Here is a 21,947-nt window from a genome sequence, read left to right as displayed (position 1 = left end):
TCTCGCTCATAAATCTACTTCAAGAAATCTTGCAAGGCCGCGGCCTTATCTGTCTTCTCCCAAGGTAGATCCACATCTGTACGTCCAAAATGCCCATAAGCAGCAATCTGCTTATAAATCGGGCGTTGTAAATCTAGCATTTGAATGATACCTGCGGGCCGCAAATCAAAGTTTGCACTGACCGCAGCAATTAAATCATGTTCTGAATAACGACTCGTGCCAAATGTCTCGATATTGATTGAAACCGGTTGGGCAACGCCAATCGCATAAGCCAATTGAACTTCGCACTTATCAGCAAGCCCAGCGGCCACAATATTCTTAGCGACGTAACGTGCTGCATAACTGGCAGAGCGATCAACTTTAGTCGGATCCTTGCCCGAAAAAGCACCGCCACCATGACGCGCATAGCCACCGTATGTGTCCACAATAATCTTGCGACCCGTTAAGCCAGAGTCCGCTTGTGGACCACCAATGACAAAACGACCGGTTGGATTGATCAAGAATTTCGTTTGATCATCAATCAGATTAGCTGGAATAACTGGCCTTACGATCGTTTCAATCACATCATGGGCCAATGTCTCAAGATCAACATCAGGATCATGCTGTGTGCTTAAAACAACGGTATCGACGCGTTGTGGGATCTTGCCAGTTGCTTCATCATACTCAACTGTAACTTGTGATTTTGCATCTGGACGTAAGTAAGGCAAGATGCCTTCCTTACGCACTTGTGCCGTCCGTCTCATCAAGGCATGTGCCAATGAGATTGGTAATGGCATCAGTTCTGGTGTTTCATTTACGGCAAATCCAAACATCATCCCTTGATCACCTGCACCAATTTGGTCCAGTGGATCAACAGAGGTTGTCGTTCGTTTCTCGATTGCCTCATCAACGCCTAGCGCAATATCTGGTGATTGCTCATCAAGCGCAACGAGAACCGCACAATTATGACCATCAAAGCCATATTCAGCGCGGTCATAACCGGCATCAATAATCGTTTGCCGGACGATAGCTTGAATATCGACATAAGCTGAAGTCGAAATCTCACCAACCACCAAGACAAGACCGGTTGTTACGGTCGTCTCACAGGCCACGCGTGCTGTCGGGTCTTTCGCAAGTATTGCATCTAACACCGCATCAGAAATCTGATCGGCAATTTTATCAGGATGTCCTTCAGAAACTGATTCCGAAGTAAACAAGTGACGATTTTCCATTCTTTCTTTTCCCCCTTAACGGTTACAGGGCAGCTCCCTATCTGGGACCCCATCGGAAATACAATAACTAAGACAGTGTAGCATAAGACGACCGTTATTTAAAGCAAAATCTATAACCCTGTTTCACATGAAGACGCTATTTTGTGGGATTTATGCTTTGATCTCTCATTTTTTACTGCTCGTAAATCTTAAATCTAATGAAATTTTATACATTTTCAATTGACCATGATTCATAAAAATATTAGGATGGAACTTATGAATTGGAGGTTAACAACTTTGAAGGATCGTTATACGGCACCTATTGATTTTTTAATACTTAACATGATCATCGAGCTGATTGCATTGCTGCTACCTCCGATCGTCATTGCGCACGGGTTCAAACCTGTTGCCATCATCGACTTCGTCATCGTCGTACTCTTCGCGGTGATCTACGTATTCAGTAATGAAGTCGTAGCGTTCTGGTCAATGCCGACGATCATCTTCAAGATTGCGTTGATCTTACCCATTGTACTTCTTCTGACACAACAAGCTTTCGTTGTTGCCATCCTATTATTTATGCAATACATTATTTATTTAATGACGAATCAAACACCTAAGTTGAACACGAAGTTGACGATGGTCCTCGATCAAGGCGTCATTCCCCTGTTTCTCTCAATCGCCTTGCTCGATACCATGGTCCAATCCATGTCGATGGATCAAGTGATTCTCATTTTCGGACTCTACTTCATTAAAATTACCAACAGCTTTTCCTTCAAGAACTTCTTGGATTTCATCTGGCCATTCTTGGGATTCATCGTCGTGTTCTCACTCCTTTCAGCGAAGATGTTGTCGATTCCAGCAGTCATCTTGATAGGACTCACTTTGATCATCGCCTTGCTCTTCTATCCTGTTCGGCGAACCTGGACAAAATTTCCAGCGATTCTGATGGTGTTGCTCACAATTTTTAGCCAGGTGCCTTAAGTCGATCTGAATTTAAGCCATACAAAAATCCCATATGACGGGCTCATTAGCCAACACGTCATATGGGATTTTTAAATTGTCTTATTTTTCGGCAACAGTTGTTTCAGTGTCGCCTAACTCTTGCAAATAATCGAAAACGGCTTGACCGGCTAAACCACCTTCACCAACCGCATTCGCGATTTGACGAAGATGCTTATCACGCACGTCACCAACGGCAAAGACGCCAGGAACTTTGGTGCGCGTCGTCTCATCAGTCTCGATCCAACCCGCTTCGTTCAGAATGCCAAGATTCTTGAAAGGCTCGGTCATCGGTTCAATCCCAACATAGATAAAGACACCTTCTGCTGGCAAGGTCTTCTCTTCTCCAGTGATCTTATCGCGGTATTTAACGGACTTGATCCCTTGACCATCACCATCGATCGATTCGACTTGTGCATTCCAGACAAATGACATCTTATCGTTGGCAAAAGCGCGACGCTGCAAAATCTTCTGTGCACGTAATTGATCACGACGATGAACGACTGTCACCTTGCTGGCCAAATTTGCCAAGTAGAGACCCTCTTCAACGGCAGAGTCGCCACCACCGATGACCGCCACTTCGCGACCCTTAAAGAATGCGCCGTCGCAGACCGCACAGTACGAAACCCCCATGCCTGAGTATTGGTCTTCCCCAGGGACATTTAAATGACGATGTTCAGCACCCGTTGCGATCACGACTGCCTTCGTTTCATACTCGCCCTCGTCTGTTTTGACCGTCTTGTAGGTGCCATGGTCAATCACATCACTGACCGTACCATACGCATACTCAGCACCGAATTGTGTGGCAGAAGCATACATCTTCTCCCCCAACTCTGGTCCCAAAATCGAATTAAATCCAGGATAGTTTTCGATTTCAGCAGTGTTGTTCATTTGACCGCCATAAATCCCGCGGTCCAACATCAAAACTGATAGATTAGAACGTGAAGCGTAAAGTGCGGCAGTCATACCACCAGGACCTGCGCCAATGACGATAACATCATATTTTTTGGACATGCGCATTTCTCCCTTACTTTTAATAAGTATTAGTTTACTCTCTTTTTATGAAGTTGTCTACCACTGTGCTTAACGGCTAGTGACGACTTCCTAATTAACAAATTCCATTTCATTACGGCCATCGCGCTGCATCAATTTACTGATTTCAGCATGGATATCAGCGTCTTCATAGAGAACGCGATAAATGCTTTCGGAGATTGGTGTGTCGACCTGTAGCTTCTGGCAGAGTTCGTGTGCGGCTTCAGCGGTACCAACGCCTTCCACGACCATCCCCATATTTTTCAAGACATCGTCGAGCTTTTGACCTTGTCCCAAGGCATTACCACAACGCCAATTACGTGAATTAACACTCGTGCAGGTGACGATGAGGTCGCCGATTCCTGACAGCCCCATGAAAGTCAGCGGATTTGCACCCATCTTCACGCCTAATCGACTAATCTCAGCTATTCCACGAGTCATCAGGGCAGCCTTGGCATTGTCGCCGTAGCCAAGACCGTGCAGAATCCCTGCACCGATGGCAATCACGTTCTTCAACGCGCCGCCCAACTCAACGCCCACCATATCGTCATTCGTATAGAGGCGGAAATAGTCATTCATAAAAATCGATTGAACCCATTCAGCATCCTTCAGGTTAGCCGAAGCAACCGTCAGTGAGGTGAGGTCATGGGTCGCAACGTTTTCTGCATGACTCGGGCCTGAGAAAATCACCAACCGCTTGGCCAATGCTTCAGGAAATTCGTCGGCAATAATCTGAGAGATCCGCTTATGCGTGCCGATTTCTAAGCCCTTAGTTGCGCTGATCAACAGCGGCTGCTTAGGAAGTGTCGCAAGAATCGGCCGCATTCGCTCAGCAACTGAACGAATCGCTGCGGTTGGCAGAACGAACAGCACAGCGTCTGCATCCTGTAACGTCTCATTTAAATCTAAGCTGGCGTGAACCCGTGGGTTGATCTCGAACTCAGGGAGATAATGGCGATTCGTGTGTGCCGTGTTGATTTCATCAGCAATGGCTTGACTATTCCCCCACAATTCGACTTGATGACCGTTATTAACCAATAAGTCGGCTAAAACTGTTCCCCAAGATCCTGCACCTAAAACACCAATTTTAATTGACAATATATTTTTCTCCTAGCTGTGTTTAATCCGGCGATTGAAATTTAATAATTATCACTGGCTTCATTGACCGCTGAAACACACGATTTAATATGATTATGACACAATCAAGTAACGTTGAGGTATCCTGTCTGTTTTTAAGCTTTCTTTGATAATGAACGCCCAGTCCCATCAAGATACCACTTCAACTGAGGTTCGCGATAACGGCGAATAATAAGGATGGCAAGTGCCGCCACAAATAGCACAACAGAAAGCAATTGCGAAACGCGAATGTTGGCAAAAAGATAGAGACTATCTGTCCGCATCCCTTCAATAACCGAACGTCCTAAAGAATACCACATGATATAACTTAGAAAAACCTCACCCTGTTTGAATAAATGAGTCCGATGACGAAGACTAATCAACAAGATGAATCCAATTAGGCTCCACATCGATTCGTATAAGAATGTCGGTTGACGATAGGCGCCATTAATATTCATTTGCGTAATGATGAATTCGGGTAGGTGCAAACTCTGCAAGAAATTCAACGTGGTTTTTGCACCAAAGGCCTCTTGATTCATGAAATTACCCCAACGACCAATTGCCTGTGCCAAGATAACCGTTGGCGCAATCACATCGAGTAACAACCAAGTTGGAATCTCACGGTGATAACAAAAGATCAATAAAACAATCAAGGCAGCAATTAAACCACCATAAATTGCCAAGCCACCATTCCAAATCTTGATGATGTCACCTGGATATTGCGAGTAATATGACCATTCGAAAATGACATAATATAATCTGGCACCAATCAGCCCGATAGGTAACATCCAAAAGAGTAGATCAACGATATCATCCGGATCGATTTGACGACGTCTGGCCTCACGCATGCTCAAAAACACTGCAATGACAACACCCAACGTGATAATCACACCATACCAACGTACGTGCAGTTCACCGAGTGAGAATGCAACTGGATTTAAAGCTAATAAGATTGCGTTCATTTTTGCTCATCCTCACTGGAATTTTCTTTGATTAATTCGTTTAAATTTTGTTCGAAAACTTGAGTGGCATCATAACCCATTGATCTGGCTCTGAAGTTCATTGCAGCAACTTCAATGATGATGGCTAAGTTTCGACCAACTTTAACGGGAATCGTCATCTTAGGCACTGGGACGTCGAAAATTTGTTGCGTGTCTTCGGCACTACCTAAACGATCATAGTTTCGATCTGGCTGCCAATTCTCCAAATGGACGATCAATGAGATCGGTGTGTCCTGACGAACGGCACCGGCGCCGAAAAGATTCATGGCGTCAATAATGCCAATCCCACGAATTTCCATTAAGTGCTTCAAGATCTTCGGCGCTTCACCCACAATCGTGCTCTCATCTTTCTGATAGACATCAACGCGATCGTCCGCGATCAACCGGTGTCCGCGCTTAACTAATTCAAGCGCCGTTTCACTCTTACCAACACCAGAATCACCTGTGATCAACACGCCCAGACCGTAAACATCGACAAGAACACCATGCATGCTGCGACGTTCAGCCAATTGAACGTGCAAATAATCTGTTAAGACACTCGAAAGCCGCGTCGTCAACAAATCAGAGCCTAAAACAGGCACACCTGCATGTTCAGCCTCAATCAGCATTTCTTTAGGCGGAGTTAACCCACTGCTCACCACAAAGGCAGGTGTCTCCTTCTGACACATTCGCCGTAAAACGACCGAGAGTTCTTCACTCGTCAGTCCCTTGGCGAAGGCCGTTTCCGTCAAACCGAAAACTTGTAGCCGACGCTGAGGGTAATAAGCAAAATAACCCGTCATCTCAAAATCAGGACGTGATAAATCACTGGTTGTCACTGTTTTTTTTGCTAAACTTTCTTGACCCGACAATACTTTTAACTTCAAATCATCTACGAGTTGCTTGACTAAGATACCTTCAGCCATCGTCTGCCTCCAAAAAGTTTCCACAAGCTGTTCAGATCCAGTTAAACGCCATCACGAATCGAACAGGTGAGTAATTATTGCATTTGCATTTAAGTTTACCATTCTTAGGTATTTTTTTCATCCGGATAACATGAATTGCTTTCGTTCGTCGATTCAAAATGATTGTCGTAAAATAACACAAATAAAAAACCATCTCCGGCATAAACACGTCGGAAATGGTCGCTGATAGCAAAATTGTCTGATTTAACCTTGCGTGCGGTTGTGATTATTACCGTCCGCAGTATCTGCCAAATCATTCAATTCCGCCATATCTTCGGGACTAATCGTGAAATCGAGTTCCTTGTTGCTAATAATATGTTCAGGCGTGACTGATTTTGGTAATGGCAACGTGCCGTTTTCAATACAAAAACGAATGGCAAGTTGTGCAGTCGTAACGCCATATTTGTCGGCAAGCTTAAGCACGTGGTCATTATTTAACATTTGACCCGTTGCTAGTGGCGAGTAAGCCTCAACCAACAGGCCATGATGTTGCGAATAGCTGGTGATTTTGGGTTCAGTGAAGCCAACATAATATTGAATCTGGTTGACCATTGGTGTCACTTCTGAATGATCAAAAAGATTTTTTAAGTCGCGAACAGCAAAGTTAGAGACGCCAATGGCACGAACACGGCCGTCTTTATAAACCTTTTCTAATGCCTTCCAAGCTTCAATATTGCCTTGATCACAATTCTTGCCGGTCTCGCGCCATGGCCATGGTGCATGAATGATATAAAGATCCAGATAGTCAATATCTAAATCAGCCATGGTTTCATCGAAAGCCTTCAAAGCACCCTCATAAGTTTTGATTTCTGCTGGCAATTTAGATGTCACGAAGATTTCTTTGCGGTCAATACCTGAATCGCGAATAGCCTGACCTACACTCTTCTCATTTCCATAAGCCTTAGCAGTGTCGATATGACGATAACCATTTTTAAGGGCGGTCGCAACTGAATGATATGCTGCATCACCATTTGGAATCTGCCAGGTGCCAAAACCAACCTTCGGGATTTGAACGCCGTTAGCAAGTTGATAAGTTTCTGTTAATACTGACATTTATTCCACCTCTTACCTTTAATAAGTTCATTATAGCATGAATCTTCCCTCTGATAACGTTCATGACGTGATCATTTGCGCCAAAAGATTGAATATTCGCGTCGTTTAGCGTTTTCAAGCAATCTTACTCATTGATTAGCGGCGAATTGATCTGTCGTCATTCACTGAGTCTAACCGCAGTCCCGCTGCAGCTAACCATTAACATGCCATTATCTGAGCCTAAAACTTCATAGTCCATTTTCAGTCCAATGACGGCATTTGCACCTAACTTCTCCGCACGATCACTCATTTCAGCCAATGCTTCTTCACGCGCCTTGGTCAGTTCGTCCTCATAGCCTTTTGAGCGACCGCCAAACATGTTGCGCAGGCCAGCACCCATATCTTTAAAGACATTAATGCCAGTAATCACCTCTCCAAAGACGATTCCCTGATAGTCTTGGACGGTTCTATCTTGGACGGCATTAGTTGTGGTTAAGATCATTTTGAACCACTTCCTTTCAAATTTATCTGATTCTTCTGACACGCTTCTAATTCTAATGAACGCTTCTATTTTACCGTAAGGGGTTTCACGACACAACTTTCTTTAATTTTTGCTAAATTACCGTGAGATGCTGACCCTAACTTATTTTTTAACTAGACTATAATCATAAACGATTGGTCTATTATCCTTGTGAGGTGATCTTTTGAAGAAAAAACGGCTCGTTTTCTGGCTGATGGCATGTCTCTGCCTGGTCGCCACAATTGCCACGTATTTTAATACCAATTATCGCAGTACGATTGCTGTTGTCACTTCTGCCAAACAACTCTCGGCCCAAGTCACCAAAGATCAGTATGAGAATCGAGATCGCATCATGACCCAACGCCTGACCTTGCGAGTCTTGAATCATCAACACCGCGATCAAACTTATGTCGTCAAGAATAACTACGCAGAATCGCAGCTCCTCGATCAAACCTATCGTCAACATCAACGTGTCTTTGTCCAAATTCGAAAAAAGCAGCTTAACATCGTCAATCCCAAACGTGACTGGGTAATTGTGGCCATTATCAGTCTGCTCCTTTTACTGATGATAACCCTGATCGGACGAAAATCTTGGCGCATTCTCCTATCATTGCTGCTGAATTCAAGCCTGTTTTATCTCGTCATCCACTTTGACATTCAAAAGAACGGCACCAAAACAATTTTGATTTATAGCGTGGCGTCGATCCTTTTTGCGTCAGTGACATTCATTCTTTATCAAGGTTTTCATCGAAAAATGGTTGCCATGCTCACGAGTACGATTATGTCACTGCTGGTGGCGTTTGGGCTCAGTTATTTGATCATGCAATTGACTCATGAAAAAGGAATTACCTACATGGCCGTTTCTTATGCGACGCAGAATCCACGCTCGCTGTTTCTAGGACAGACGCTTCTAGGCGTGTTGGGCGCTGTCATGGATGAATCAACCGACATCGTCGCCAGCCTTGGCGAGATTATTCATCACGATTCTCAATTGACTGGACGGCAGCTATGGGCAAGTGGTCGCGCCATCGGCCAAGAAATCATGGGACCGCTGATCAATGTGCTATTTCTGATTTTCATGGCGGATGCCTTACCCATGACGATTCTTTTCTTACGCAATAACAACGCAATTGCGTATACCTTTGAATATACGCTGTCCCTTGGGGTCCTACAGAGTCTGATTTCCGCCATTGGCATTGTTTTGACCGTTCCGATGGCCGCACTTGCTGCTGACATCTTCTTGATGAAGAAAAGAGGTGCTGATCAATGAGCACGATGGTCGCATTACTCTTAGTTTTACTAGGATTGATGGTCGGCGTTGGCGGTTGGGCCGGCGTTCGTAGTTATTTAAGTATTGTCATTAATTTTTTGCTGATCTTCTTCTTCGCACTGCTGATTAGTTGGGGCGCAAACATCTGGCTCACGGCCGCTTGTTTCATCCCCTTAAAACTATTGACGATCATTTATTTAGGGACTCACAAGACTAAAATTGCTGATAAATCTTTTTTGAGCTCGTTCAGCGTCACGCTGATCATCACAATTTTGATTTTAATCCTCAACTACTTCGCTCACGCGACTGGAGTAGGTGATCAGGCAGGTGAAGATCTAATTGGGCTCTCAGATGCACCGGGCTTGAATTTTGGTGCGATTGGCGTGATCGTCGCAATTTTTAGCACGTTGGGCGCGATCAGTGAGGCTGCAGTCGCCATGAGTGCGGGGCTGCTGGAACTGCGGCAATCAAACACCCAACTTTCGATCAGCGATTATTATCAAAGTGGCTTAAATATTGGTGAAGATATTCTCGGGACAGCCGTAAACACGATTTTGTTTGGATTCTTCGGCAGTTTTTTGGCGCTTTTCATCTGGTATTCACGATTGCACTATACATTTGCACAAATCATCAACGACAAGTTATTTGTTCAAGAATTTATGATCATGATTTACTCCGTCATTGGCGTGCTATTGGTTATTCCCTTAACGACCTTCATTGTGTCACACATTAAAAAATAAGCTCTTAACTAAAAAATCGAAGTCGTTGTCAAAAGACAACTCACTTCGATTTTTTCGATGCGCTAATTATTTTTCTTTCAGTCGTCCCGCCAAGAGCAGTCCGAATAATGACACCACAAAAAAAGTTAGGAACCCATACGATAACCTGTTATCCGTGCCATAGCGAATCGCACACCTTCAAGTTGTTGTTGATGGGTCACATTTGAGAGGATCAGTGTTGCCACAGTCACGCCTGCTGAACCCAAGATCTGACGAACGGTCGTGATCACTGCTGTCCCATGAGTAATCAACTCATCCGGCAAGGCATTGGCACCCAACGTTACTGCTGGCATCATCACGAAGGCATTTCCGCCCTCAATCAAAGCGGCCAAGATCATCATGAGACCCAAAGAAAGACGAGCGGTAAAGATCATCAGGACCAATTAGCCGACACTAATTAAAGTCATGCCAATCACCATCATGCGTCTAAATCCGAAACGATCTGCTAGTCGTCCGGTAATTGGATTAAAAACACTCAACACGACGGCACCAGGTACCAACGCGAGTCCAGAAAGAAGTGGTGAGATTCCTAACACCTCTTGATAATACAAAGGGAACAAAACAGTCACAACGATTAATGAGAGATATGAAATTGCGGTCAACAACACTGCGAGATCGTAGTTAAACGTCTTAAGCACTCGTAATTCGAGTAGCGGTTGAGCCAGCTTGAATTGGCGAATCACAAAAATCAGCAGTGCCAGCAGACTCATCGTCAATAATCCGATATTGAATTGCCAATGACCCGATTGTCCAATCTGATTAACCACATAGAGCACGCCAATCACCCCTAACGAGCAAATCACCGAGAGCAAATCTACTCGCGAACGCTCGAGGGCCATCACACTTTGAACCGTGAAGAAACTCAACACCAGGACAAGCGAAATAACGACAAGGAAGACAACGAATAAGACGCGCCAAGTGGTGAAGCCCAGAACGATTCCTGAAATAATTGGACCTACCGCTAATGCGGAACCCATGACCAGACCAGCAATGCCCATGACACTGCCACGCTGCGCTTCTGGGGTAATGGTCAACATCACCGACTGATAGGCAGGAAATAGAATTCCCACCGCAATGGCCTCCAACACCCGGCCAATCAACATCAACCCAAAATTAGGTGCAATAAGAATAATCAACGTTCCTAGATCAAAAATAGCGAGAACGCTAATGAATAGCAGCTTGAAGGGGATGTTTTTTAATAGCCAAGGACTAATTGGCATCATCACGCACATCACCAGCATGAATCCTGTCATTAACCATTGAATCGTTGCCGCCGGAAGATGAAAGTAGCTCATCAACGTTGGATAGGCGGTTGAAAGCGACGACTGACTGATCGACATGGTGAAAGTTCCTGCTAACAAAACCGCAATGAACCAGAAATATTGTTTCTTACTTGCTTGCAAAATATTGCCTCCAAATGAATTTACGACACGTAAAAAGCGATTGCGCGTGGGCACAACCGCTCGTTGAGATGACTGGTTTATTTTAAAATGACTCGGATTATCTCACGTCAATTCAGTGATCAGACCATTAGAATTAGTCTTTTTCAATACGGCGCTGTTGCCAATCTGCGACTAATTCTGCACACAATTGATGTGAAAGTAAGCTCGTTTCAGGTGGGACTGGATTAGCCCCTGTTGTCGCAACTGCGTCAACAAATTGATGAATCAAGGGCGCAAAGCCACGTTGTACGAGCATTGGTGTCCAATCCGGCAATCTTGTCACTTGTTCACCCCAACTCGTCCTGACAGCAAGTTGGGTCAAATCGATCAATCGCTTTGTTGCCGTCTGGCATTCGCTCTCACTGGTTTCTGAGTTGGCTCCTGACTGCATATTCATTAAGACATAAACCGTCTGATTGGACGTCTTCATGACCAATCCACAGCTCTGTAAGTTGCCTGCTTGTTCATGCCATTGATATTGACAATCGATGATCTCCGAACGGGTCGCCACGCCCGCCAAGAAGAGCGCGGTATCTACCGCGTGAATAAATAAATCGTAAACAGCAAACTGAACAGGTTGAGGGTCATCTGCTCTATTTTTCTGTACCATAACCACTGCTGGTTGCTTGGGCACGGCAACTGCTGCTTGCAACGGTGCAAAGCGGCGATTAAATCCTGCCGTCAACAGGAGGTTCTTTTGCGAAGCCAACCGATATAATTCCGAGACCTCTGTGAAGTCCTCGCTAATCGGCTTATCGACGTAGACGTGTACCCCCGCTTTTAAAAACTGACGAATCAACGCAGTGTGCGTCGAAGTTGGCGTGTGAATGAATACCGCATCAATTTTTGACGCCAATAAGTCTTGAACGGTATGAACAGCTGACTCAAAGCCAAATTTTTGCTTTAAGTTGGTTAACTTTTGCGGATCACGAGTACACAACACCCAATCCACTTGATCTTGCATCTGAGCCATGACTGGCAAATAAGCCTTCTGCGCGATATTTCCTAGACCGACAACACCAATTCTCAACATAGGTAACTTCCTCTAATTTTTAGGTTTGTTCATCATCTTGTTCAACCCCATTGTGCCAAATATCAAACGTAAATACCAGCCAAACTTCTGAGTATTCCGTTGATTGCCAATCGTCACAGCGCGCAAACAATCAAAAACCGTCTCAGAAGAGGATTGGCTTCAAGAGCATCTCTTGAGCCAGCCACATTTCTGAGACGGTTTTAATCTATCGTATCGAATAAGCTTTGTGCGAGATTCGATTCAATTAATGCTTAGCAGTGTCTTTCTGGTGATCATAAGTCAAATGAATGGCTGCCGGTAAAATAATCGGTAAGATGACCACGAGAATGACTAATCCAATGATCACGCCTAAAGCAACTTGAATCAAGGTCAAGACACCTGAAGGCATTAGGGCTGCAAAAGTTCCACTAAGGATAATTGCGGCGGAAATGACCACTGCACCAATGATACCAGAAGCTTCAATGATTCTTGAACTTGGACTAGCAAGCTGCTCACCTAATTCACGATATTTCATCATGAGGAAGATACTGTAGTCAACACCCAAGGCGAAAATCATGATGAACGTGAAGAATGGCGTATTCCAAGTCAACATCGAATGTCCCAAGAAGGTTGCGCTGATCCAACGCGTCAATGACAATGACGTGAAGTAAGAAAGCAACAAAGTCCCGATGATGAATAATGGTTGTAACAGCGATCTAGTCACGAAAATCAAGGCGATCCCGATACCAACGACCATGATGATCGCCGTTCGGTTAAAGTCAGAACTTGCTAATTCCTGCGTATCTGCAGTCTGAGAAGTTTGACCACCTGTTGCCACTTTTGCATCATTCAAAGGCGTACCTTTGATGTTGTTCTTCGTTTGAGCAGTTAATTGACGAACTTTCTTCATTGCTTTCGTCGAACTTGGATTCTGATCCAAGACAATCGTGAATTTCGTGATCTTCTTGTCTTCAGACATATAGTTCTTGATTGCAGGTGCGAAGGATTTGCCGTGAATCTCGCTCTTAGGAATATAGAAGGATAACCCAGCGGCTGAATCTTGTAACCCAGTCAAATAACTGTTGGCTGTTTTAACACCGTCACCGATTGTAGTTAAACCGTCAGAAGCAGCACCGAGGCCACTTTGCAACTCACTCATTTGTTGAACGGTGCTCTGTAGCGTCGTGTACATTTGTTGCTGACCATCACGAACTTGTGTCAATCCGCTAGTCAAAGTTGGAATCTGACCATTTAATTGCGTCATACCACTGGCTAATTGACCAGCACCACTCTTAAGCGCACCGGAGTTAGCATTCAATTGGCTAGCACCTGCTGCAACTTGGTTAACACCATCGATATACGTGCGCATTCCAGATGATAATTGGTTCAATTGTGACAACATCGTCGACTGACCAATCGTTGCCTCGATGGTCTGTTGGTTCTTGATGTTGACGCCTTGTCCATTAACACCATCGTTCAATTGGGTTGCAACAGAGGCAGCCTGATTTGAAGCAGTCTGTAACTGTGACAAAGCTTGTGTTAATTGAGTCATGGCAGATGACAATTCCTTCAACTTCGAGGCCTGCGCGGTTAAACTCTCGGCCTGGCTCAACAACGAGTTAGCTTGTTGAATCATCTTTTGGACATTTGCAAGTTGTGCATTAATTTTGGTAATCTCCTTGTCTGACGGCATAGCCTTCATCAATTTTTGCATATCACTCAATACTTCTGAATCAATTGTCAATCTTGAGAGATTCTTCGAAAGTGCCTGTAAAGTTTGACCGTTAGCTTGGGCTTTACCAAAAGCAGTTTGCGCTTGCTTGATAATATCTCCAGCTGCAGCCTTTGCATCAGCAGAAGATGATGGATCTTTTGCAATCTTTGTCGCATCAACAATAATCTGTTTATTAGCTTTAGCACTCGCCGTGTCATTATCGCCCACCGATCCTAAAGCTTTCGTCAAATCTTGCTTCATCCCTGCTAAATCACTTGCAGTTTGAAGCAAGTCTTGCAATTTGGGACCGTCTTGTTGTAAGAGCGTCAATAATTGGGACATGTTTTTTAGTTGACCACTCATTCCACTAAGTGAATTGAGCTGTGCTTTCATCTCTGAAGTTGCTTCGGATAAGCTTGAAATCTTGCCCTCCATGGCTGCAAGCTCATTCAAATCAGCAGATTTCGATTTCAAAACCTGATTCAATTGGTTGACGCCATTGTTAATGCCGTTGTTATAGGCTGCTAATCCAGCAACAGCCATTGGCAACTGTTGACTCTGGCTCACTAACGTCTGGATACCAGAGGTGATTTTCCCAGAATTACCCGCTAATTGTGAAGTCCCGTCGTACAATTGGCCAACACCAACAACATACTTATCAAGGCCGTTATTCAGTGTTGCGGCTCCAGAAGCTAATTGAGTGGTTCCTTGTTGTAAGGTCTTCCCGCCTGCGAGCAACTGATTAGTGCCTGCCACTAATCGCTGCACATCGTTCAAGCCACCAGCCATGTCACTAGCTGCAAGTTTCTGATTAGCTTCAGTCAACCCGGAATTAATCGTCTTGATGCCTTTACGCGCATCCTTCATGCCATCAGTGACCGTATTCATTTGATCTTTCACGTAAAGCTTCTTGATTTTGCTACCACCCGGCTCTGTAACCGATGCAACTGTTTGGACTCCATCAACCGCCTGTAGGGCTTGCGTCAATTGATCGATGGCCTTCAGATCGGCTTCATTATCTAAAGTGTGGTTGCTACGAAGATAAATAGTCGTTTGCTCTGCGGTCCCTTTCGAGAAGTGTTTCTCAACGACTTCGAACCCACGTTTTGCGGCGACATCATCGCCTAATTCTTGTAAGTTGTCATAATTCAAACTGTTGTTATACGTGATAACAAAAGGCACCGTTACGACTAGTGCAATTGCCAACGCAATTAAGGGATGTAACACGCTTTGAGTAGCCAAGCCATGCCACATCTTGCTTGATGAGTGGCCGTCAAAGTTCTTGGATGGCCAGAACATTTTTTTACCCATTAAACTCATGAAAAATGGGTTCAAGGTCAATAGAACGGCAAGGAGTACAATAACGCCGACGGCAACACCGACAGCTGAACGATAAATAGAGAACTTTGCCAAGCCTAGAACAGTGAACCCAATGAGAATCGAGGAGCCCGAATAAAGAATTGTCTTCCCAGCTTTATGTTGTGCACGCCGCGTTGCTTCCCAATTCGAGAGGCCTTGACTCAGTTCCTCTTTGAATTGATCATAGAGCAGAATGTTGTAGTCCGTCCCAATCCCGAACAGAACCACAACCATAAACACTTGCGTAAAGTTAGAAAATGGAAAACTAAATTTATCGACTAAATTAGTCACGATACTCAATGAGGTGATCAGTGAAACACCGACGGTCAGTAATGAGATCACCGGCACGATTGGCGAACGGAAAACAATGATCAACACGATGAAGATGAAGACTGCCGCAATCACTTCTGTTTTCTGGATCCCACGCTGTGTCTTCAAGTCGAATTCATTGTTTAAAATATCTGCACCGGTCACATAAGTTTTGACACCCGGTGTTTTAACAGCTTTCATGAGTTCGTCGTTGACCTTCGTGACGGAACCATCATCATGATCCTTGTCAACCAACAATTGAACCAATTGTGTTGACTTATCTTTTGAAATCAACTGTGCTTTCGTTTCGGCATTGTCATTCGGTGCCAGCACAGATTTGATCCCGTATTTCTTTTTATATGCACGTAGATCATGAATTGTTTGCTCGATCCGCGCTTTTTGCGTTGCAGATAGCTTCTTGTCACCATTATTAAAAATTGCAACAATCTGTCGTGTATTTCCTTGTCCACGACCCCAATCATCTTGGAATAGATCGGCCATTTTACTTTGAACGTTATCTGGTAATTCCGTTTGGCCTTTATCATGAACCAGCTCAGTGATGTTTGGTAACATAACGATAGCCACGATTACAGCGATGAGCCAGCCAATCAACGCGCCAAAATGATTTTTGAAAAATTTCTGCATAACTTAATTTCTCCCTTAATCCTAAAATCGATTCCCTTTTAAAATGATTCAGACAAAGGCATCCGTTGTGATTTCTAAAACGCGACGAAAGCTCTCGTTCGTGTGTGGCACGTCATAAGTTTCAAAAAGGCCCATTGATTCGACCAAGGTAAAGCCAAGCACTTGACTAATGAAGGCCTGTAGAAACGCCACGCGATCAATCTTAATATTCTTCTGACCATCGATGATCTGCGAGATGATCTGCAGAACTTGCTCCATCGCCTTCACGAAATCAGAATCACGTGGATAATTCGGTATGGTATGAATCGTTCTGACGAGCTTGCCTTGTTTCAAGAAAAATTGATGCGCAATTTCACCATATTTCAACAAAGCCTCACGTCCGGAAAGTCCAATCAAGCCTGTGGTTAACTCTTCATATAAGGCATGCATCAGATCTGCGCCTAAATATTCGAGCAGCTCATCGGAATTGTGAAAGTAATTATAGACGGACTGTGATTTAATGCCTAACTTTTTTGCAAGATTACCAAATGTTAAAGCCGGCATTCCTGAAGCCTTTACGATCTCTCGAGCAGCATCAGCAACCTTGTTCTTGTCCAGGACACGTCGTTGAGTCATGAGTTTGACCTCCTTCACTAATTTACATTTACAAATAATATACCTACGATTAGAAGTTGTCAATCTACAAATTGTAGTTTGTTGAAAAATATTGAAATTATTTGTTTAACTTTGAAAACAGCACAAGTATGACCCTATTTACTTACTTTAAATTAATGATGTATACTTAGAACAGTTTTCAAAACGAAAGGAGCACTGACGTTCATGAATTCAGCCATCGAACATCAATTACATCACCGCACCATTCGTGCCTTTACCGCTCAAGAAATTCCCGCGACAACTATCGACACGTTAATTGACGTGGCAAGACACACCGCGACCTCCGAATTTCTGCAAGCTTTTAGTGTCATCAGCGTCACTGATCCCCAGTTAAAAAAAGCGATTGCCGCAATTTCTAAGCAAACTTACGTCGGCGACAATGGCCATCTTTTTATTTTCGTGGCGGACCAACATCGTAACGCTCAGATTGGTCACGAAATGGGACAAGACGAAAACAAAGTCGGCGGCACTAACAAGTTTCTCGCGGCTGCCTCCGATGCTATCTTAGCCTTGCAAAATACCGTCGTTGCCGCCGAAAGTATGGGACTGGGCACGGTCGTTCTCGGTAGCATTCTGAACGATGCCGGTCAGCTAATCGACTTGCTACATTTACCACAACTAACCTTCCCAATACTGGGTTTAGCCATAGGTTATCCCGATCAGGAACCGCAATATAAACCACGATTACCGAAAAAGTTCATGCATTTTGAAAATAGCTATCAGCTTTCGACACCTCTGATTCCGCAATTAAAGGCCTATGACGCCGAAGTCCACGAATATTACGATCTGCGCGAAGCAAACCGACGTGTTGATACGTTTACGAACCAAGTCAACCGCAGTCTGCTCAATGTTCCTGAGAAGCGTCATGAACTCTTACAGCTCCTTCATCAACAAGGTTTTCTGTTAGAATAAAAAAGCTTTTCACTCAGACATGATTAACTCATATCTGCCGTGAAAAGCTATTTTTATGTCGCAAATCTGTGTTCGCTCAACTCGATTAGTTGAATTGCGTCGTGCTATGACCCATTTGATCAGTTAAATAAATTAATTCAGAAATTTCAGGCGTCTCAAAAACCGTCAAAAAATCAGACATTCCTCCGCCCAATTGAACCTCCCGTAACTTCTTCCGTGGCATCCAGTAAACTTCACCCTCACGACTTGCTTTTAACTCCCCCTTGAAAGTTTGTGTGCGATAGAAATAGATCACACGGCGAAAGTCCACGTCTTCTGCACTCTGATCAAGGTATTGGCACAGACCGACGAGTTGAAGCTTGGCAATTTCTAAACCAGTCTCCTCACGAGCCTCCCGAACCGCAGACGCCACGAACGACTCATTAGGTTCCACGTGTCCGCCCGGAAACGTAATTCCCGGCCAATCTGGCTTACGTCGATTCTCAACCAGTACTTGATCACCATCTTCAATCATAACCATATTCAAAAATAATGCTTTCTCAGGAAAATGCTTTGCCATTTCGTCACCTCCAACAACCAGTTATTCTTAGATCTTCTTTAAAAGATAGTTTAACGTTTTTTAATTCGAAAGAATAGTCGCCCTAAAGTCAAAAATAAAATTATTTCTAATTTCACAGGCCGTTTTCGCTTGTAAAAACATCCTAAGTCGCCTATGATTAAGTTATCTTGAAACCGCTATCAACAAATCGGTTTTATGGATTGAAAAGTAATTAATCTACCCTTAAAAGGAGATCGATGAATGATGAAAATTGGAATTATAGGTGCAACTGGACATGTTGGTTCATTCTTGACGGAAGAGGCGTTGCGTCGCGGGCACGAAGTTGTTGGCATCGTGCGGAATGCGCCAAAAACAATCGTCGAAGACAATCTGACTTTTCTCCATAGCGACCTGTTCAACTTGACCAATGAGAATATCAAAGACTTCGATGTTTTGATCAGCGCCTACAATGCACCTGAAGGCGAAGAAATCCAGCATCTCGCAGCCATGAAGCATTTAGTTGAGATTTTAGCAGGCACCGATGTTCGTTTACTGGTGGTTGGTGGAGCGGGCAGTCTTTATGTCGATGCAAATTTGACCAAGCATCTATACGATACAGATGCTTTCCCAGATGCCTTCAAACCAACCTCGATCAATATGGGTAAAGCCTTCGACTATCTTCAGGCGTCCAAAGATGTTCGCTGGACTTATTTAAGTCCTTCTGCGGATTTTCTCGTCAATGGTGCTCGAACTGGTAAGTACAAGGTCGGTCAGGAACAGCTTTTGATCGATAAATATGGTAAGAGTGAAATTAGCATGGCGGATTATGCGATTGCCATGTTAGATGAGATTGAAGCGCCAGAACATCAACAACAACGCTACACAGTTTGCTCAATCTAACTGAATCTATTTCTTCATACGTATAGACGAGTTGAACCAATTGTTTGAATTGGCACAGCTCGTCTATTTGTCTACACCAAGCACTGCAACTCAACTTGGGTGTGCCATCAAATTTTCTTCATGAATTCGTCGAGGATTACTCGATTTTGTGGCAAATTTATTTCATAGTCAGACCTTATAATGTAAATATAGAAAGTTGAGGTTGCAATCGACGACTTACCCGGTCATTGACTGTTGCACTTCAAATTAGCTTTCTATCTCCCAATAAGCTCAATTACGTTAATTTTTTTCTTTTTTATTCCTCCCTTTTAAAATTTTGATTGAAGTGCCCGCTTTGATCATTGTTTGTACTTCCTCCAAAACACCAGGTTGCCCGCCTGGTGTTTTTTTTCGTGTCTTAAGAACACGCACGTCAACTGCAACTTATTCAGGGCCAATGAGTTGCCATGATTTTACAAACAGTAAGTAAACAGGTAAAATTTTAGGGAACGCACTATCAATAAGTTAGCTATTCGCCTCGCTTTTTCAAAGGTCGATTACTTTTTTAGAATTATTCATTCAGATTAAAATTTTAAACCATCATATTTCAAGTCAGGAAGTGGCATCTATGGGGAAATATATTCTCAAACGTGTGGGGTATATGATTCTCACACTGTTCATTATCGCGACGGCGACATTCTTCTTAATGAAGCTGATGCCCGGTTCACCTTATGCCAATCAGGCGAAGATGACGACTGAACAAATTAATATCATGAATCATCAATATGGCTTGGATAAGCCAACCTTTCAACAGTACCTCATCTACCTTGGGGGCTTATTACATGGCGATCTAGGCACATCATTTCAGTTCAACAATCAACCTGTCTCTTATTTAATTGCGAGTCGAATCGGGCCTTCGATGCAGATTGGCTTGCAAGCAATCATTCTAGGTACCTTATTGGGAATTTTATTGGGTGCCATTGCCGCAATTCGCAAAAACTCGTGGGTAGATACGGTTGCCACATTCTTTGCCATTATTGGTCGTTCAATCCCCAACTTTGTTTTTGCCGTCCTGCTTCAATTCTTCTTGGCCTTTAAATTACATCTATTCCCAATTGCATTGTGGGAAGGATTTACCTCGAGTATTCTGCCAACAATTGCTCTGGCGATGGCGCCACTCGCAACGACCGCACGTTTCATGCGCACCGAAATGGTCGACGTCCTAAACTCTGATTACATCGAATTAGCACGTGCAAAAGGTAATACCCCTTGGCAAACCGTCGCTAAACACGCTTTGCGTAACTCTTTGATTCCCGTCGTCACGATTATCGGGCCAATGGCGGTCGATTTGATGGTGGGATCAATGGTGGTCGAAAACATTTTTTCAATTCCTGGAATCGGTGATCAGTTCGTTAAGTCAATTACAACCAACGATTATTCGACTATCATGGGATTAACAATGCTTTATTCAACTATGTTAGTCGTTGTTATTTTAATCGTGGATATTCTATATGGCTTGATTGATCCGCGAATCAGACTTAGTGGAAGCGAGGGGTCACAATCATGAGCGAACAAGCAGATAAATTAGAGCTCACACCAGATTCATTTAAACGTGTTGGCGCCAACGATACCGATGCACAAGAGAAGATTTCTGCGCCATCATTAACCTTCTTTCAAGATGCCATTCGACGTCTGAAACAAAATAAAGCCGCCATTATTTCTTTCTGGTTATTGGCAATCATTATTTTAATTTCAATCGTTTCAATTTGGTGGACACCTAGCGATCCCAACGCGCAACATGTTGCCTACGCAAATTTGCCGCCAAAGATTGGCAATGGTATTCCCGGTTTCACAGGTCAGGCCAATGTCGGTGGTCAACTTGTTGACAAGTATGCACAGGCCAATGTTCCCAAGGGAACGTATTACATTCTCGGAACCGATTACTTAGGGCGTGATTTATTTTCACGCTTGATGAAAGGTATCGCGCTGTCACTTTTGATTGGCATGCTCGCAACGCTCTTTGATCTCATGATCGGCGTGCCCTATGGTATTATTTCTGGCTGGCGTGGGGGTCACACTGATACGATCATGCAACGTATCATCGAAATTATTTCTTCGATCCCGAATCTTGTCGTTGTCATTTTGATGTTGTTGCTGTTCACGCCAGGGCTTGGGTCCATCGTCGTCGCAATGGGGATCACCGGTTGGATCACGATGGCTCGTTTAATTCGAGCAGAAACGCTGACGTTGAAAACGCAGGAATATGTTCTAGCGGCGCGCACAATTGGTGAGTCCCCCTTCAAAATTGCAACTAAACACCTGATACCAAACCTTTCCTCAACAATTATTATCCAGACGATGTTTTCGATCCCGACTGCCATTTTCTTCGAGGCCTTTCTAAGCTTTATTGGGATTGGTATTCCAGCACCCAACGCGTCTTTGGGGACGCTACTTTCCGATGGACAAAAAACATTCCGTTTCTTACCTTATCAGATGTGGTACCCCGCTGCCGCAATCAGCATCATCATGATTGCCTTCAATTTACTTGCGGATGGCTTACGTGACGCTTTTGATCCAAAGACTAACAACTGACGAAAGGA

The 21,947-nt window shown here is 43.9% G+C and carries 18 protein-coding genes and 1 pseudogene; 7 read left to right on the top strand and 12 right to left on the bottom strand.

The window, feature by feature from the left end; all coding sequences use genetic code 11:
- Window positions 1–14: 14 nt before the first annotated feature.
- Window positions 15–1,211 (bottom strand): methionine adenosyltransferase, encoded by a 1,197-nt coding sequence (metK, locus tag FC15_RS08525; protein ID WP_057825779.1) that lies wholly within the window; start codon window positions 1,209–1,211, stop codon window positions 15–17.
- A 255-nt stretch (window positions 1,212–1,466) separates the two neighbouring features.
- On the opposite strand from metK, the gene FC15_RS08520 reads away from it, so the two are divergent.
- The gene (locus tag FC15_RS08520; protein WP_146979110.1) at window positions 1,467–2,171 is read left to right on the top strand and encodes a hypothetical protein; all 705 of its coding nucleotides are present in this window, start codon (window positions 1,467–1,469) and stop codon (window positions 2,169–2,171) included.
- An 81-nt stretch (window positions 2,172–2,252) separates the two neighbouring features.
- On the opposite strand, the gene trxB is transcribed toward FC15_RS08520, so the two are convergent.
- From trxB to FC15_RS08490, 6 genes are all read right to left on the bottom strand, one after another.
- Window positions 2,253–3,203: a thioredoxin-disulfide reductase gene (gene trxB / locus FC15_RS08515; RefSeq protein ID WP_057825776.1), complete on the bottom strand. Its 951-nt coding sequence runs from the start codon at window positions 3,201–3,203 to the stop codon at window positions 2,253–2,255.
- 90 nt (window positions 3,204–3,293) lie between these two features.
- Window positions 3,294–4,319 carry an NAD(P)H-dependent glycerol-3-phosphate dehydrogenase gene (locus FC15_RS08510; RefSeq protein ID WP_057825774.1) on the bottom strand — a complete coding sequence of 342 codons (1,026 nt, stop codon included), beginning with the start codon at window positions 4,317–4,319 and terminating at the stop codon, window positions 3,294–3,296.
- A gap of 134 nt (window positions 4,320–4,453) precedes the next feature.
- Window positions 4,454–5,299: a prolipoprotein diacylglyceryl transferase gene (lgt, locus tag FC15_RS08505; RefSeq protein ID WP_057825772.1), complete on the bottom strand. Its 846-nt coding sequence runs from the start codon at window positions 5,297–5,299 to the stop codon at window positions 4,454–4,456.
- Window positions 5,296–6,243 (bottom strand): HPr(Ser) kinase/phosphatase, encoded by a 948-nt coding sequence (gene hprK / locus FC15_RS08500; protein WP_057825769.1) that lies wholly within the window; start codon window positions 6,241–6,243, stop codon window positions 5,296–5,298. The genes lgt and hprK overlap by 4 nt, the downstream gene beginning before the upstream one ends.
- A 243-nt stretch (window positions 6,244–6,486) precedes the next feature.
- Window positions 6,487–7,335, bottom strand: coding sequence for an aldo/keto reductase (locus FC15_RS08495; protein ID WP_057825768.1), 849 nt, complete (start codon window positions 7,333–7,335; stop codon window positions 6,487–6,489).
- 157 nt (window positions 7,336–7,492) lie between these two features.
- Window positions 7,493–7,816 (bottom strand): putative heavy metal-binding protein, encoded by a 324-nt coding sequence (locus tag FC15_RS08490; RefSeq protein ID WP_057825766.1) that lies wholly within the window; start codon window positions 7,814–7,816, stop codon window positions 7,493–7,495.
- Between the two features lie 202 nt (window positions 7,817–8,018).
- Between FC15_RS08490 and FC15_RS08485 the strand changes: the two genes are divergently transcribed.
- Window positions 8,019–9,104: a YibE/F family protein gene (locus tag FC15_RS08485; protein ID WP_057825764.1), complete on the top strand. Its 1,086-nt coding sequence runs from the start codon at window positions 8,019–8,021 to the stop codon at window positions 9,102–9,104.
- Complete coding sequence (locus FC15_RS08480) at window positions 9,101–9,844, top strand: YibE/F family protein (RefSeq protein WP_057825763.1); 744 nt, start codon at window positions 9,101–9,103, stop codon at window positions 9,842–9,844. The genes FC15_RS08485 and FC15_RS08480 overlap by 4 nt, the downstream gene beginning before the upstream one ends.
- Window positions 9,845–9,910: 66 nt before the next feature.
- Here FC15_RS08480 and FC15_RS08475 read toward each other — a convergent pair.
- The 4 genes and pseudogenes from FC15_RS08475 to FC15_RS08460 form a co-directional block, all read right to left on the bottom strand.
- Window positions 9,911–11,223, bottom strand: a pseudogene (locus FC15_RS08475) (MFS transporter).
- 196 nt (window positions 11,224–11,419) lie between these two features.
- Window positions 11,420–12,358 carry a Gfo/Idh/MocA family protein gene (locus FC15_RS08470; RefSeq protein ID WP_057825762.1) on the bottom strand — a complete coding sequence of 313 codons (939 nt, stop codon included), beginning with the start codon at window positions 12,356–12,358 and terminating at the stop codon, window positions 11,420–11,422.
- A 244-nt stretch (window positions 12,359–12,602) separates the two neighbouring features.
- Window positions 12,603–16,364 (bottom strand): MMPL family transporter, encoded by a 3,762-nt coding sequence (locus tag FC15_RS08465; protein WP_057825760.1) that lies wholly within the window; start codon window positions 16,362–16,364, stop codon window positions 12,603–12,605.
- Window positions 16,365–16,412: 48 nt separating this feature from the next.
- Complete coding sequence (locus FC15_RS08460; protein WP_057825759.1) at window positions 16,413–16,979, bottom strand: TetR/AcrR family transcriptional regulator; 567 nt, start codon at window positions 16,977–16,979, stop codon at window positions 16,413–16,415.
- A gap of 204 nt (window positions 16,980–17,183) precedes the next feature.
- On the opposite strand from FC15_RS08460, the gene FC15_RS08455 reads away from it, so the two are divergent.
- Window positions 17,184–17,930 (top strand): NADPH-dependent oxidoreductase, encoded by a 747-nt coding sequence (locus FC15_RS08455; protein WP_057825757.1) that lies wholly within the window; start codon window positions 17,184–17,186, stop codon window positions 17,928–17,930.
- Window positions 17,931–18,015: 85 nt separating this feature from the next.
- Here FC15_RS08455 and FC15_RS08450 read toward each other — a convergent pair whose 3' ends face one another.
- On the bottom strand, window positions 18,016–18,489 hold the full coding sequence (locus FC15_RS08450) for an 8-oxo-dGTP diphosphatase (protein ID WP_146979109.1): 474 nt from the start codon (window positions 18,487–18,489) through the stop codon (window positions 18,016–18,018).
- Between the two features lie 240 nt (window positions 18,490–18,729).
- Between FC15_RS08450 and FC15_RS08445 the strand changes: the two genes are divergently transcribed.
- The 3 genes from FC15_RS08445 to FC15_RS08435 all read left to right on the top strand — a co-directional run bounded on the left by FC15_RS08445 (window position 18,730) and on the right by FC15_RS08435 (window position 21,939).
- Entirely contained in the window at window positions 18,730–19,368 is a 639-nt protein-coding gene (locus tag FC15_RS08445; protein ID WP_307724955.1) for an NAD(P)-dependent oxidoreductase, read from the top strand.
- Window positions 19,369–19,975: 607 nt separating this feature from the next.
- The gene (gene opp3b, locus FC15_RS08440; RefSeq protein WP_057825756.1) at window positions 19,976–20,914 is read left to right on the top strand and encodes an oligopeptide ABC transporter permease; all 939 of its coding nucleotides are present in this window, start codon (window positions 19,976–19,978) and stop codon (window positions 20,912–20,914) included.
- Window positions 20,911–21,939, top strand: a complete 1,029-nt coding sequence (locus FC15_RS08435; protein ID WP_057825753.1) for an ABC transporter permease — start codon at window positions 20,911–20,913, stop codon at window positions 21,937–21,939. Before opp3b ends, FC15_RS08435 begins: the two co-directional genes overlap by 4 nt.
- Window positions 21,940–21,947 lie beyond the last annotated feature (8 nt).

Source organism: Lapidilactobacillus concavus DSM 17758 (genome assembly GCF_001435835.1).
In the GTDB taxonomy this organism is placed as follows: Bacteria; Bacillota; Bacilli; order Lactobacillales; family Lactobacillaceae; genus Lapidilactobacillus; species Lapidilactobacillus concavus.
Note: the sequence above shows the minus strand (reverse complement) of the source record. Positions and strands in the feature narration are given on the sequence as shown.

What these genes read in the sequence shown, in the direction of transcription:
- FC15_RS08520 (WP_146979110.1), top strand. Translation starts at nt 1,467, where the DNA reads ATGAATTGGAGGTTAACAACTTTGAAGGATCGTTATACGGCACCTATT.
- FC15_RS08445 (WP_307724955.1), top strand. Translation starts at nt 18,730, where the DNA reads ATGATGAAAATTGGAATTATAGGTGCAACTGGACATGTTGGTTCATTC.
- FC15_RS08470 (WP_057825762.1), bottom strand. Translation starts at nt 12,358, where the DNA reads ATGTTGAGAATTGGTGTTGTCGGTCTAGGAAATATCGCGCAGAAGGCT.
- FC15_RS08490 (WP_057825766.1), bottom strand. Translation starts at nt 7,816, where the DNA reads ATGATCTTAACCACAACTAATGCCGTCCAAGATAGAACCGTCCAAGAC.
- hprK (WP_057825769.1), bottom strand. Translation starts at nt 6,243, where the DNA reads ATGGCTGAAGGTATCTTAGTCAAGCAACTCGTAGATGATTTGAAGTTA.
- trxB (WP_057825776.1), bottom strand. Translation starts at nt 3,203, where the DNA reads ATGTCCAAAAAATATGATGTTATCGTCATTGGCGCAGGTCCTGGTGGT.
- FC15_RS08480 (WP_057825763.1), top strand. Translation starts at nt 9,101, where the DNA reads ATGAGCACGATGGTCGCATTACTCTTAGTTTTACTAGGATTGATGGTC.
- FC15_RS08465 (WP_057825760.1), bottom strand. Translation starts at nt 16,364, where the DNA reads ATGCAGAAATTTTTCAAAAATCATTTTGGCGCGTTGATTGGCTGGCTC.
- FC15_RS08460 (WP_057825759.1), bottom strand. Translation starts at nt 16,979, where the DNA reads ATGACTCAACGACGTGTCCTGGACAAGAACAAGGTTGCTGATGCTGCT.
- FC15_RS08450 (WP_146979109.1), bottom strand. Translation starts at nt 18,489, where the DNA reads ATGGCAAAGCATTTTCCTGAGAAAGCATTATTTTTGAATATGGTTATG.
- FC15_RS08495 (WP_057825768.1), bottom strand. Translation starts at nt 7,335, where the DNA reads ATGTCAGTATTAACAGAAACTTATCAACTTGCTAACGGCGTTCAAATC.
- FC15_RS08435 (WP_057825753.1), top strand. Translation starts at nt 20,911, where the DNA reads ATGAGCGAACAAGCAGATAAATTAGAGCTCACACCAGATTCATTTAAA.
- metK (WP_057825779.1), bottom strand. Translation starts at nt 1,211, where the DNA reads ATGGAAAATCGTCACTTGTTTACTTCGGAATCAGTTTCTGAAGGACAT.
- FC15_RS08455 (WP_057825757.1), top strand. Translation starts at nt 17,184, where the DNA reads ATGAATTCAGCCATCGAACATCAATTACATCACCGCACCATTCGTGCC.
- opp3b (WP_057825756.1), top strand. Translation starts at nt 19,976, where the DNA reads ATGGGGAAATATATTCTCAAACGTGTGGGGTATATGATTCTCACACTG.
- lgt (WP_057825772.1), bottom strand. Translation starts at nt 5,299, where the DNA reads ATGAACGCAATCTTATTAGCTTTAAATCCAGTTGCATTCTCACTCGGT.